This is a genomic window from Chitinimonas violaceus (assembly GCF_052601015.1).
In genome coordinates this window covers 1-13,503 of the sequence record NZ_JBQXDJ010000023.1, presented here as the reverse complement: position 1 = coordinate 13,503, position 13,503 = coordinate 1, and the positions used below count along the sequence as shown (strand labels likewise).

Annotated in this window: 9 protein-coding genes and 1 pseudogene; 5 read left to right on the top strand and 5 right to left on the bottom strand. The window is 50.7% G+C overall.

Features of this window, described 5'->3' with window-relative positions; all coding sequences use genetic code 11:
* The first annotated feature begins 221 nt into the window (after positions 1 to 221).
* Both ACUHMQ_RS09975 and ACUHMQ_RS09970 read left to right on the top strand, forming a co-directional pair.
* Positions 222 to 494, top strand: coding sequence for a DUF1653 domain-containing protein (locus ACUHMQ_RS09975; protein WP_445295315.1), 273 nt, complete (start codon positions 222 to 224; stop codon positions 492 to 494).
* Positions 491 to 1,297 carry a ferritin-like domain-containing protein gene (locus ACUHMQ_RS09970; protein WP_445295314.1) on the top strand — a complete coding sequence of 269 codons (807 nt, stop codon included), beginning with the start codon at positions 491 to 493 and terminating at the stop codon, positions 1,295 to 1,297. Before ACUHMQ_RS09975 ends, ACUHMQ_RS09970 begins: the two co-directional genes overlap by 4 nt.
* Before the next feature lie 283 nt (positions 1,298 to 1,580).
* Here the strand turns inward: ACUHMQ_RS09970 and ACUHMQ_RS09965 are convergent, their stop codons facing one another.
* On the bottom strand, positions 1,581 to 3,653 hold the full coding sequence (locus tag ACUHMQ_RS09965) for a UvrD-helicase domain-containing protein (protein ID WP_445295313.1): 2,073 nt from the start codon (positions 3,651 to 3,653) through the stop codon (positions 1,581 to 1,583).
* Between the two features lie 136 nt (positions 3,654 to 3,789).
* On the opposite strand from ACUHMQ_RS09965, the gene ACUHMQ_RS09960 reads away from it, so the two are divergent.
* Entirely contained in the window at positions 3,790 to 5,310 is a 1,521-nt protein-coding gene (locus tag ACUHMQ_RS09960; protein ID WP_445295312.1) for a fumarate hydratase, read from the top strand.
* 77 nt (positions 5,311 to 5,387) lie between these two features.
* On the opposite strand, the gene ACUHMQ_RS09955 is transcribed toward ACUHMQ_RS09960, so the two are convergent.
* Positions 5,388 to 6,245: a GNAT family N-acetyltransferase gene (locus ACUHMQ_RS09955; RefSeq protein WP_445295311.1), complete on the bottom strand. Its 858-nt coding sequence runs from the start codon at positions 6,243 to 6,245 to the stop codon at positions 5,388 to 5,390.
* Between the two features lie 41 nt (positions 6,246 to 6,286).
* Positions 6,287 to 6,643 carry a hypothetical protein gene (locus ACUHMQ_RS09950; RefSeq protein WP_445295310.1) on the bottom strand — a complete coding sequence of 119 codons (357 nt, stop codon included), beginning with the start codon at positions 6,641 to 6,643 and terminating at the stop codon, positions 6,287 to 6,289.
* Positions 6,644 to 6,939: 296 nt separating this feature from the next.
* On the opposite strand from ACUHMQ_RS09950, the gene ACUHMQ_RS09945 reads away from it, so the two are divergent.
* Positions 6,940 to 7,722 (top strand): substrate-binding periplasmic protein, encoded by a 783-nt coding sequence (locus ACUHMQ_RS09945; RefSeq protein ID WP_445295309.1) that lies wholly within the window; start codon positions 6,940 to 6,942, stop codon positions 7,720 to 7,722.
* 308 nt (positions 7,723 to 8,030) lie between these two features.
* On the top strand, positions 8,031 to 8,669 hold the full coding sequence (locus tag ACUHMQ_RS09940; RefSeq protein ID WP_445295308.1) for a lysozyme inhibitor LprI family protein: 639 nt from the start codon (positions 8,031 to 8,033) through the stop codon (positions 8,667 to 8,669).
* A gap of 114 nt (positions 8,670 to 8,783) precedes the next feature.
* Here the strand turns inward: ACUHMQ_RS09940 and ACUHMQ_RS09935 are convergent, their stop codons facing one another.
* A complete protein-coding gene (locus tag ACUHMQ_RS09935; RefSeq protein WP_445295307.1) occupies positions 8,784 to 11,597 on the bottom strand; it encodes a collagenase in 2,814 nt (937 codons plus the stop codon).
* A gap of 573 nt (positions 11,598 to 12,170) precedes the next feature.
* Positions 12,171 to 13,373: pseudogene (locus tag ACUHMQ_RS09930) on the bottom strand (PLxRFG domain-containing protein); the annotation flags it as partial.
* Between the last annotated feature and the right edge of the window lie 130 nt (positions 13,374 to 13,503).

Here is a 13,503-nt window from a genome sequence, read left to right as displayed (position 1 = left end):
CCGTGATCAGGGCTTATGTGCTGCTCGAAATCCTCATGTACCTAAGTACACTCCGGTTTCTGTGCTGCTCCGCGCCCTGCTGACAGCTGCTCGTGACAGATCGTAAACAGGTTCTAAGGCAAATTGCTATCTGGCGCTTTGCGGCTCTATTCCACAAGGATTGCAACCAAAGTTTCCCGGAAACCATAAAATCCTTTTTTCTCAATTTACCGGGCACTTTCATGTCTGACCGCTTTTACCGCCACCTGGATGGCGGGCTCTATCGCTTTGTCGCAGACGCCATGTCTGCCGATACCAATGGACCCGTCGTTATCTATGAACATCTTTGGCCATTCAATCCAGGATTATGGGTACGCAATCGCGATGAATTCCACGCCCGCTTCAAGGCTATAGATGAAAGCGAAGTCGTTATCGCACAGCAGGGGGACCAGATGGCGGCGCAAGCCGCAGTGAATGCTGCCAAAGCTGCGCGCCGGGCTGCCAAAGCCACATGAAGATTGCCCTCTACCCCACGCTGGGTGAAGCGCTAAGCCAGTCCGACCCGGACAGCAAAGCCAAACTTGCTGATCTACTTTGGGATGGTTGGCAAGCCGGTAAGTTCAATCACACAATCGGTTGGCAAACACCACCACAACGGCCGGGCCGCCCAGAAAAACCAATTCTGCTACCGCCCCAGCAGGTACCCCGTAGACGTTTAGGCAGTATTGAGGGGCGGGCAGCGTTACTGCATGCCATTGCCCACATTGAATTCAACGCCATCAATCTGGCCTTGGATGCCGCGGCGCGCTTTCCCGACATGCCTGACGACTATTATGGTGACTGGATCAGGGTTGCTGCGGAGGAAGCAGGACACTTTCGCCTATTGCGCGATCACCTACAGACCTTAGGCTACCGTTACGGTGACTTCCCTGCCCATAACAGCCTATGGGAAATGGCTGAGAAAACCGCCGATCATGTCCTGGTACGGATGGCACTGGTACCGCGCCTCTTGGAAGCTCGTGGCCTCGACGTCACACCCGGCATGCAGGCCCGCCTTTTGGCAGCGGGCGACCCAGCAGCGGTCGCCATTCTGGATATCATCTTTCGCGACGAAGTCGGCCATGTTGCGGTTGGTAACCATTGGTTCCGATTTTGCTGCGCCGAGCGTAATCTCGACCCAGTACAAACCTTCCGTGAGCTGCTCACCACCCACCGCGCGCCACGTCAGATTGGCGAACTCAACATAGAAGCCCGCTTACGTGCTGGTTTTCAGGAAGAGGAGTTGGTTGCGTTGCAGGACTACGCGCTGAATGGCTAAGAACCTGTCTAAAGTCTGCTACGCGTCGGCAATACGGCGTAAAAAACGTCCTCAGAATGCGCATTTACCATTTGTAAACTCCGCTTCCTCGGGCGTTTTCGCCTTGTCTTGCTCTAGCTCGCGAGACCTTGAGCAGATTCTTAGAACCTACTTACGATCTGTCGCGAGCAGTCGTCAGCAGGGTGAAGCGCAGCGCAGAAACCGGAGTGTACTTAGGTACATGAGGATTTCGAGCAGCACATGAGCCCTGATCACGGCTGCGCAGTAGGATCGTAGACAGGCGCTAAGCCGGCTTTGCCGCATCCCTCGCCGCACGCAACTGCAATTCATATAAGAAGCGCGAAGCGCGATGGTCAGCCGGTGGGGCACTGTATTGGGCCTGACGCATGGATGCCTTCAAGGCTTCGTCCTGTGGTGCGATCAGTACCAGTGCATCCTTTGCGCGTGTCGCCGCCACATAAAAAAGCCGCCGTTCGGTAAGGCTGTGTCGGGCGCTATCCAACCAGTTTCCCTGCTGACGACGCGGCAGTTTGTCGCGGCTAAGACTGGGCAGAATCACCACCGACCATTCATGCCCTTTTGCCTGGGTATAACTCAATAACTGCGCACCATGCCGGTTGGTGCGGCGGGCAGTATGGCTATTCAACTTCTCCAGCGCTGCAATCGCTGCGGCAACACCCCACCCTTGGCGATCAAAGAAATCGATAGTCTGCTGGAATGCGTGCCGCAGCTCCGTTAACTTCTCGCGATCGATCAACATTCTCCCCAGCTCATCCTTTACTTCGAAGACTTCCAATAGGGTGATCAAACTGGCAGCAGCAGGTGCATCATCTTCCAGCCCCAACAACGCAGCGCGATGCTGGATCAGACGCTCTGCACGCCGACGGGCCTGAGGGGAATCGGGATAGGTATCACGCAACTTCTCTGCAGCGCGTAACAAGTAATCGAAATCTGTAAGCAAGCTGGGTTGCTGCGCCAACTGCCGAATACCTTGCTGCAGCCAATCGGCCCGTCCAGTTTGCGGGTCGACAGCACGGCTCAGTCCTGGCGCCAGTAAGCCCATAGCCGCTTGCAACAAGAAAACACGCCGTGCTTCGGGCAATCGTTGCAGACGGCCTCCTCCCATTGCCAGCAAGCCCAGTAGACCCGCTTCTTCATTACGCTGGCCAAAAGGCGGCGTATCGACATACTGATAGGCGATACCCCCTGTGATCAGCGCATATTCAGTTGCGATTGCATCTGCAGGGGTCCGAAACAGCACCGCGTAATCATGCAGCGCCCTGCCCTCATCCAGTACTTTCTTCAGTACCCCGACAACCGCCTCGGGCTCGTCATCGCGGTACATACGCACAATACGGGTGGGTTGCTTACTGAGTGACCGGCAAACCACTGTGGGTGCAGGCTGTGCCCGTTGCATGAATTGATTCATCGCATAGGCAAGCTCCGGCCCAAACCGGAAAGAGCCAGATAAACGTCCCTCGTGCAGGTCTTGAAAACATGCGACGAACTGTTCACGCATCAGGCTCGGATCAGCCCCTTGCTGAGCATGGATGCACTGGCTTTCATCACCGACGGCAACCATTACCGCTTTACGCCCCAACACAGCACGTAACAACTGAAGCTGCGCAAGGCTCAGGTCATTGATTTCGTCCAGCACGGCGAAATCATAACGGCCGGCCAGATCGCGCCTTGCTTCCGGCTCACGGGCAAGTAGCTGCAGTGGCTCATGAATCAAGTCGGCAAAAGTATAAAACCCATGCTGGCGCCGCAGGCGTTCGAATTCGATATAGAGCACGAGCGTTCGCTCTTCTATACCAAGGCGCTCGGCAGCCCATTCGTCATGCCAATCTTCGCTGCTGAAATCGGCAAACTTACGCTCCGCCTTGATACGGTCAAACAGGTGCAGCAAGTCATCGCAATTTTGATTGGTCGGGTCGATAGCGTCGAAATCGCGCCGCGTTTCCGCCAGCTTTTCCATGGTGGCGAATAAATGGCCGCGCAAGATATCGGCGTCATCTGGTTCTGCAGGGTTGAGTACCTTGGGCATGCTGTGCAGCCAACCGGTGTCTACCAAACGCTTACATGCAGCAAAACCGACCGCATGCACGGTATGTACCTTGGGCGCGTTCACACCACACGCTTGCAGCAGAATTTCCAGCCGTTTGCGACCGGTATTACTGAAGGTGGTACACAAAATACGGTCAGACGTTGCACCCTGCGCCAACCGGGCCAATACCCAGTGCGCCAACAACGTGCTCTTACCACTGCCCGCTGTCGCAAACACCAACTGGTTACGCTGCCCCATCGCCACGATAGCGGTTTGTTCGGCGGTGAGTTGTGCAGCATCGATCAACATGACAAAAAATCAGCAAAAAAATAGAAACAGGCGAGAGTCTACCGAGAAAACCGGTTCTTTGCGGTAGCGCCGCCCTCAAAACCCTTTAGCCGACTCCGGTATAATCAAAGTTCTCCCGATTGCACCGGAATACCCCATGACTGTTATCCGCCAGCAGGATTTCATCGACAGCATTGCCGACAGCCTGCAGTACATTTCCTATTACCATCCCAAGGACTATATCGATGCCCTGGGCCGTGCTTACGAGCTGGAAGAAAGCCCGGCAGCCAAAGACGCGATCGCGCAGATCCTGACCAACAGCCGTATGTGCGCGGAAGGCCATCGCCCCATCTGCCAGGACACCGGCATCGTTTGTGCCTTTGTCACTATCGGCATGGGTGTGCAGTGGGCCGACGCCACCATGAGCGTGGAGGACATGGTCAACGAAGGTATCCGCCGCGCTTACCTGCACCCGGACAATAAGCTGCGTGCCTCGGTACTGGCCGACCCGGCCGGCGCCCGCAAAAACACCAAGGACAATACCCCGGGTATCACCCATATCGACCTGGTGTTGGGGAATACTGTGGAAGTTCACATTGCAGCCAAGGGTGGCGGTTCGGAAAACAAATCCAAATTCGCCATGCTCAATCCATCCGACTCCATCGTCGACTGGGTGCTGAAAACCGTGCCGTTAATGGGTGCCGGCTGGTGTCCGCCGGGTATGCTCGGTATTGGTATTGGCGGTACTGCCGAGAAAGCCATGCTGCTCGCCAAGCGATCGTTGATGGACCCGATCGATATCCAGGACCTGATCGCCCGTGGCCCGCAGACTCGCGCTGAAGAATTGCGCATCGAGCTGTACGAGAAGGTCAACGCACTTGGCATCGGCGCACAGGGTCTGGGCGGACTTGCCACCGTGCTCGATATCAAGATCAACGACTACCCTACCCACGCCGCCAGCTTGCCGATCGCCATGATCCCCAACTGCGCTGCTACACGCCATGTCCATTTCGAACTGGACGGTAGTGGTCCAGCCAAACTGGAAGCACCCAAGCTGGAAGACTGGCCGGATGTGACCTGGTCGCCCTCAGCCAACGCCCGTCGTGTCGACCTGAATATGGTGACCAAGGAAGACGTCGCCAGCTGGCAGCCCGGCGAAACGCTGCTACTCAACGGTAAGCTTTTGACTGGCCGCGATGCTGCCCACAAGCGCATGGTGGACATGCTGAACAAAGGCGAGGCTTTACCGGTCGACTTCAAAGGCCGCTTCATCTACTACGTCGGCCCGGTCGACCCTGTGCGTGACGAGGTGGTTGGCCCAGCAGGCCCGACTACCGCCACCCGCATGGACAAGTTCACTGAACAGGTTTTGGCGCAGACCGGCCTGCTTGGCATGGTTGGCAAGGCAGAACGCGGACCGACAGCGCTGGATGCCATCAAGAAGCACCAGTCTGTTTACCTGATGGCGGTAGGCGGTGCAGCCTACCTGGTTTCCAAAGCCATCAAAGCGTCACGTGTGGTCGGCTTTGCCGACCTGGGCATGGAGGCGATCTACGAATTTGATGTAGTCGATATGCCGGTAACCGTGGCGGTGGATTCGCAAGGCAGCTCGGTACACAAGACTGGCCCTGCAGAGTGGCAGGCCAGAATCGGCAAGATACCGGTCAGCACGCTGTAACCGTTAAGCAGCAAAAAGCCCCTCTATTGAGGGGCTTTTCGTTTAATGCACGGCGGACAGTGATGAGCAATACAATCTTACGCTTCACTGACTGAATTCGATGACTTGGCGGGCTTCTTGAAGGGGTTATTCTCCGGCGCTTCCTCATGCTGAATCAGTTTCAGCATCGGTTTCACAAACTGATTCAGCAATGGCTGGCGATGGCGTACCCATACCCGTATCGTCTCAGGCTGGCACCCCAATCGCGCTTTGGGTTCCAACGCAGTACGGCCAAACGAGACCCGCTTGCACCCGAACGCAATGGATTGCGCTATGGCTGCGTGCAGCAGACGTAAATAGATTGGCAATCCTTCCGACGCCGCAGTGCGATCAAAACCGATGTGGTAGGCATATCCCATGTCACCGTCCTTCAGGGTCACAATAAAACCCAACAGAGTGCCATTACGCTTGATGACATTGAAGCACACACGCTCAGGCCCGAATGCCGCCAACGCCGGCCAATATTCCGCCCGCAGGGTAAATGGCCGAACACCCGCCTTGCCCTGTACTTCCAGGTAAAGTGCCTGTAGGCGTTCTGCGTGGCTGGCAATGTCCTCCAAGACTTCCACCGTACAACCCGCCTGTTCAATTGGCTCAAACACCTGCTTTTTGACCGCGCTGCGGTACTTCGACACCATGCCGGCCAGGTAATCGGCATGGCTCTTCCAGGCAGCATCCAGCATCAGCACCATATTCGGCTCGGTCTCTACCATGCCGTAACTGAGCTTACTCAGTGCCTTGCTCTGCTCGAAGTCGGCATCGGGCAAGTCCTTGACCAGTACGATATTGGTCTGCCCGGCGATCTTCTCGGCTCGCCGCACGCGATACAGCGCTTCAGCAATAGCGGGCCACACCACTACCGGGTCGACGTCCTGTGCAAATGCAGCAGCATGCATGCCATAGGTCAGCAAATTCCCACAGACCAGAACACGCTGAGTTAACGCACGTTCCAGTTTGTGTTTACCTTTATGAATCGCGCCCAATCCCCATATCGACGAGGCCTCATTGGCTTCCCGCAATTGTGCAAGGCTGTGACCTTGACCACCTGCATGCTTACAGCAGCTACCGGCCCTTCATCATCTGAAATCAACGCATATTTGGGTTCCAGATTCGCTGGCCCCACTTTTTCCAACATGGCCAGATAGTCAGCAGACAGGAAGTAACTGTCTGATGCTGTCAGTGAAGCCCACTCGGATAAATTCAACTGGGCAATCCGGTCGGCGACCGCGATATGAAAGGCCGTGGGTTTACGCAGCTTTCGCCGCTCGGCAAGTAATTTGGTCAGTTTTTTCATGAAGGATCGGGTGGTTTTCTGCCATCAAGACAATCCAGTCTGACGCAACTACTTGGGAATACAAGCCAGTAACTTCCATACATAAGGCTGGAAAAGCCTTCGAAGCATCAATCTGCTTGCTAAGGCAAAGCAAGGCGAAAACAACTGAGAAAACAGAATCTACAAGGGGTAAATGAGCATACTGATGAGGTTCATGACGTCGTATTGCTGACGTACAGCAGACGTTGAACAGGTTCTTACTGCTATATTGGCTACTGGAAGGACATTGGAGCGGTAACCTACACGAGACCAGTTTAATGCGCCTTTATTACACGCTCCTACGCCACGGTTGCCTGATACTCGCACTGTTTTTCAACGGCTTGGCCAGGGCCGAGCCTATCTCGGTAAACACTTACAATACCTATCTGTTCCCCCCCTATCTTGCCCAGAATGGCGGCTTGGCTGCCGATCTCGTCACTTATCTCAATCAGAAACTGCTGGGTGAATACCGTTTACAGCTCATCAACATGCCACGCTCGCGTCTGGTTCGCAGCATGATCAAGCGCGAAGAAAGCCTGGATGGGATAGTGCTCTTCCTTAACCCCCGCTTTGTGGACGATGCCAACCAGCAGCACTTCTTATGGACCCCCGCATTATTTAAAGACCAGAATGTATTGATCTTCCGTAAGCTGGTGGCGCCAACTGAAATTAAAGATCTGAAGACGCTGCAAGGCATGCGATTCGGGGCGATTCTGGAAAATCGTTACAAAGATCTCGATGATATGAACAAAGCCGGCGTGATTACCCGCATCGACGGGACATCCGAGCTATTCAACCTTAATTTGCTACAAGCCAATCGTATCGATTTTACGCAACTGGCCAATTCCACCTTTACCGCCCTATATCGCGAAAATTTATTTGCAGAGCAGCTGGTCGCTTTGCCTATCCCTGGCGACCCTCCCTTCACACGGCATATCCTCATCAACAAAAAGCAGCCTGAGCTTGCCAAGCGACTAATCACCATCGTAACCAACATGGCATCCGACCCGATATGGCGTGAAACTTTGAAGCCCTACCAGTTAGATTTCGAGTTTCGATAATCAAGCCACGCACAGTTACCTGAAATAGCCAGGCCTATCGGGGCAAGCCAAAAACTCAATGAAGCACCCCACTGTTCCGCAGACCATTTGGATTACCTGTATCAGGAATACAGTAGACAAACCCCAGTTTGTTCAGCTAGCTTATCTGCTCTAACTGTTAGCTGAGCCACATAGCAGATAAGCTGCCATGCTTGTAAACCAAACTGATATTGACTGTCTATTTCAATATTTGGCACTGACTTTTATTTTACACATGAAATTGAATTCTAAGCACGTCACTTTATAGATAACCAATTGAAGGAACGAAATTGTTTACACGCTCCCTTATATTTATATCAGCATCGATATTTGCATATTCTGTATCTGCCGCAAGTTTTGATTGTGCCAAGGCCAAAACAGAAACAGAACGGCTTATTTGTACAACGCCAGAACTTTCAGAACTTGATGAAAGGCTTAGTGAGGCTTATATGACAGTCCTTTCCCGTATGAACACCAAGTTTCTTTTCAAGACCTCACAGAAGGCTTGGCTAAGTGATATACAGAAATGTAAGACTGTTGATTGCTTGAAAACAGAAATATCAAAACGAACTGAATTACTGGAAAGCGTCGTTACAGAAGGTGAAATAGGTGCTTGGACTGGTGAGTACGCAAGATATTCAAATGGAAAGGTTGACCATGGCACACCTGCAAATCTTTTTCTGCTTGGTCTGAAAGTCAATCGAATTTATGTCTATGGATACGCACTTGGCACTTATTCAAGCCGTGGTACACATACTGGTGATATAGACGGATTTGGTAATGTAAATAATAAGCAAGCTTCATTTTCCTTGCAGGAGGGTAATTGCAAGGTTGAAATAGACCTCAAGAAACCAAACTTGGTAGTAAAAGACAACAACCAGTGCGGCGGTATGAATGTCACCTTTACCGGCAATTATAAACAACAGTAATCATTCAAAATATATAGACTTTCAGATCAAACGAACATCTCAAATCCAATAGGCAAGTCGAAATATTCCCCTGACTTGGCCCAAGCTCAGGGGAATATAAAAGATTCAGCCTATTTACTGCCAGTATGCAGAGGAGCGACCATCTGTGTTAACCCACGGTTGAGAATACGTACAACGTGTAGGTACACAAGTCGCGCCATAAATTGGATAGTTGTCCACCGGATTCCTATCGACAGTGATGGTAAGGGTGTAGCTCTGCCCATTGAAAACCGCCTTGTCACCATTCCGATATTGACGGTATTCATCGAAAGTGCCAGTCGCTCTCGTACCGCCACCGCCTGTAGTGCCCCCTCCGCTGCCCACAGTAGCCCAGTAGGCATGCAGCCAACCGCCGAATTTATAGGGCCTATCTTCGCTACAAACAGCAGGATCGCAGTATGACCCCCAGATCAAATAAGTACCACCAGGCTGATTGTTTACCAGTACGGTAAGGGTGTAGCGCTTGCCACCTACTTCGACCACATCGCCATTCTTGTATTTGGCACCGCCATCGTACGTACCGCCTGCACCTCCACCTGTTGTACCTCCACCTGTTGTACCTCCACCTGTTGTACCTCCACCTGTTGTACCTCCACCTGTTGTGCCACCACCCGTTGTGCCACCACCCGTTGTGCCACCGCCTGTTGTACCACCGCCCGTAGTCCCGCCACCCGTTGTGCCAGTGCCCCCAGGTGTCCAATATCCAAGTTGGCTGCTCCACTGATAAGGGAATGTCTTATTACAAGTTAAAGGAATACACCGCCAACCAGTTGTTGAATCTTTGCTATTGACTTGGCCATTCTCTAGCAAGGAATAGGTATATGGGTTTCCATAAATCAGCACAGAATCACTATGTTTATACTCACGGGCCGCATCAAAAGTTATCTTACCCACGCCTCGATTCGGTGTTGCTACGTTAATCCCTCCCGCATACTTCGCTCCTGCGAACTCCCCACCATCACTTACTGTGCTTAACCACTGAGTAAATTCATTGTCGTAACGCGTACCAATATCACTAAATAGCAGTTTTTGATACGCTTCTGGTTGACCGTTACGAAGCGTAACCAGCATCTTTTCTACATCATTACGATGCCGCTCAAACATAAACCTCACCCCTAAATACCCCCACGTATAAGCACGGCCAAAGTAATCGCTCATATCGTAGGTATGGTTAAATATATTACTGAGTGTATAGGTTTTCTTACGTGCCGCTTCTATTGCTTGAGGATATACATTTTGATGGGAAATATATTCTGCTACACCTTCCATCCACCATACTAAGCGATTCTCTTTCTCATAAAAGCCACCATAATTTCCATGGTTGAATACATTATCCAAATAATGTACAAATTCATGCTTCAGATTCCAAATATATTGCCCTTCCAATTCATTTGTCCCATCTACACCATCTTTATGGTAGGCCCAAAAGTGTTGGATATTGCCAATATTACTCGTATCACCTTCTAGTTGATACCCACCATTATTTGTATCTATTTTGAAAACTGCCCTACCAAATTTCGCATAGTCTTCTTTGCTTTTGAAAAAGGTCATTTCTATACCACTATCAAATTTTGGCTTGTCTTTGGGACCCGCCACCATATATGCCTTATCAGGGCTTACTCCAAACAAGGCGTTAATAAACAACTTTTCCTCTGCCAGCACTAACTGACAAGCCTCATCCAGCCGTCCTGATGGAATATCAGGCTGAGCTATTAGCCTGATATATGGCGAACAAGATTTCCTTGACGGCATATATCTTGCCACCCAAGCATCTTTTAAATTACATGTATTATATTCAGCGCAGTTACTTTTCCTTGTTTTTGCATCTATATCAATTTCATCCAGCGCTCCTGCTAAAGTAACATACACACCATTACCCTTACCATAAAGATCAATACCTTTTAAAATTCCTTTTACTTCTGATTTTATTCTCGACTTGAATTGCTCCTGGTACATCCCATTAACCAAATTGCTTGCTGCACTCATGAGTACATCATCGTTATTGGTTCCCAATAACGAAATATTATTATCATAAAAAGTTTTGAATGCTGAAAAATATGAATAATCATTCCTAACTATTTTATTCGCGTCAATTTTATAGGCAGGCATATCCTTTAAATATGGATCATTAGGATCAACCCGAGTAGCCGCCGTCCATATCAAAAACATTACTTTCATTGTATCAAGTGACTTGTTATCTCTAAAAAAATCACTTCTTGTTTCCAACAGCTTAGTCTTTAGAACAGGCAAGTAATTTGCGAAATCCCTAGAATAGAAAATTATTCTATAAGCCCTGCCAATATTATCTTGATTATTATAGTCAACTATTCGACTAGTACCACTATTTAATAGATATTCAAGCCCTTGCTTAACTCGTTGCTTTAATGCATAGCTGTATTCAAATTTATCATCGTTATAGTATCGATAAGTATAGCCCGCCTGAAGATATGCCAAGATTGCAGATAATTCATTGGTTTTATATGAGGTCTCATAACTATAAGTCAGACGCACCAACTCATCGGCAACAGTCTTCATTTTTGATTCTTCAAATAAGGACCGCTCATAGCCGTTAGTATAAAAAAGCATTTCAAAACAATTAAGAGATTGGATCTCTTTTATTAAGCTATCGCCACTCATTGCAGCCATATCGCCTATTCTACATCCGCTATTCTTTGCCTCTGCAGCGACATCTTTTTTCTGCATGCTTCGTTGTTGCTGAACATTTTGTAAATTGCGTTCATAACTCTCATAGTCCTGTGTTTTTCTCACAGATGAAGTGGGCGCATTGTTTTTCTTTGGGGGACCTACATCTGCTACTACTGGAAGAAATATAGCTCCCACTATAAGAAATAGTGGCGTTAGTCTGCGTGGCTTGGCGGTCCTAGTCATCACATCACCCTAGCTGGAGTTAAGAACATCTCTCCTTAATAGCAGCTCATATATGCAATACAATTTGAATGCGCCACATGGTAAAAGGCAGTCTTAGCCTCATTCCGACACTGTTTCAGGCAATATCCACCACTGGATAACTCTGTTGTGTACTATTTTCTAGACAGATGGAATGGGCTATACCGCGCGTGCCATCAATAGGGGGATCATTCGAAACGACATACGCTGCTGGATAAATTTCGCACAGGTAACTTTCAGCGCGCCAAAAGCTTAACCGGTGCAGGCTGTAGAACCGGCAGCGATGAAGAGAGCTAAAGCAAAAAACCCCGTAAAGCTTAAAACTTTACGGGGTTTTTATATTTGGTGCCCGGGGTCGGACTCGAACCGACACGCCTTGCGGCGGGGGATTTTGAGTCTTACGAGTGAAACTGGCACCTCTTTGTAATCAATAGCTTGCCGCCGCCTGCCTATTGATTTCCAGTCATAACCAACCTGAAGCAAGGTGATTTATGGTGTGCTCTGTCAGACTATTGGCATACCTGCCATAGGGCCACTTGCTCGTCATTTCGTGCATTAACCTCCCCGGAGTTCCCGCGGAATTCTCTTTGCTATCCGTTCCTGTTTACTCATCCGAATTTCTTTTACTCGTCGTCCAATCGCCGTTCGAGTAATCTGAAGCGGCGTGCCTGGGTTTTTGGCATTCCATGCCTTCAGGCGGCGTAGTGCTTCCGCCCTCCCCTCGTTATCCCCCAGCGCAATGGCTTGAGCCAATTGATCGGCAATCGACTGTTTGACGCTTCTATGCAGCTCGATGCGGCGCATTTCCTGTCCCATATCCTGCTGCGTCTCCGCCACTTCCCTCGGCTGAAAGCCAATTCCCTTGATAAGTGCCTGCGTAATGCTGGTATCAATCACCTTACGGCCCTTGGTATCACGGTACATACCCGTCATGGCCATATCCGCACCCTTGGCAATGTTCTGGATCGCTACTGGCGCTATCGCACCAAACGCTGCCTTTACGTCACCGCTCGCCAAATTCCCAAACGCTTTACCTGCTTGACCTAGTAATCCACCCACTGGCCCCGCAAACTGGGCAATATCATCCGTCTTGTTGTTTTCGAACGGCGTCAGCAGGCGTGTACCGGGTAACAAGTTGCCCAGTCCTAAACGGCCTTGCACATCCAATGGCATACCGGGCAAGGCACTGGCACCATCCAGTGCAATACCGCCTATGGCCTTGCCAAAGGTACCGATCACCGCACGGCGTAGCGTCGTTTCGCTGTCGGTGTTGTACCCCATGAATCGGCCCAACGTATCGATCAAGTCTTGGATGTCTTCGGCAAAGGGCAGTCCTTCCAGACCAGCAGCCAACAGCAGCACCGCCAAGGCGATGGCTTGCCCCTGTCTGTCCATCCGTTTAAACATTTCCAGATAGCTGATGCTGTATTGCTTGAAAGTAAATACCGTCGCACCGATGACGCCACGTGCCCAATTCGGCCGGTTACCCCGGTTATACAGGCCCTGCGTTTCTTGTACTGCACGTTCAGCGAATTGGTAAGGATCTTTGATTTTCTCTTCCGTTGCCGTTTCGAACGCTGCGATAAACGTCATGCGCCGATTGACCGACTCGGCCAAGGCGAACATGGAGCCCCAAATCGCTTTGAACGCGCGTAGTCCCGGCTGGCGGTCCAACATCGTGCCGCCGGCTTCCGCCATCAACTGGTGAATTTCATGTGGCGCCACAATGCCATCGGCTTCAGCCTGCTTCAGTGCTTTAGCTGTTGCGGCTGACCGAAAACTGACCCAGCCAAAGTGCTAGTGCCGATTCAAAACTGACCCAGGTGTTCTACTTGCCCTGCCTAATTTCTAGGCAGGAGAGAAAGGGTGATCACCATGGAAATGTTAG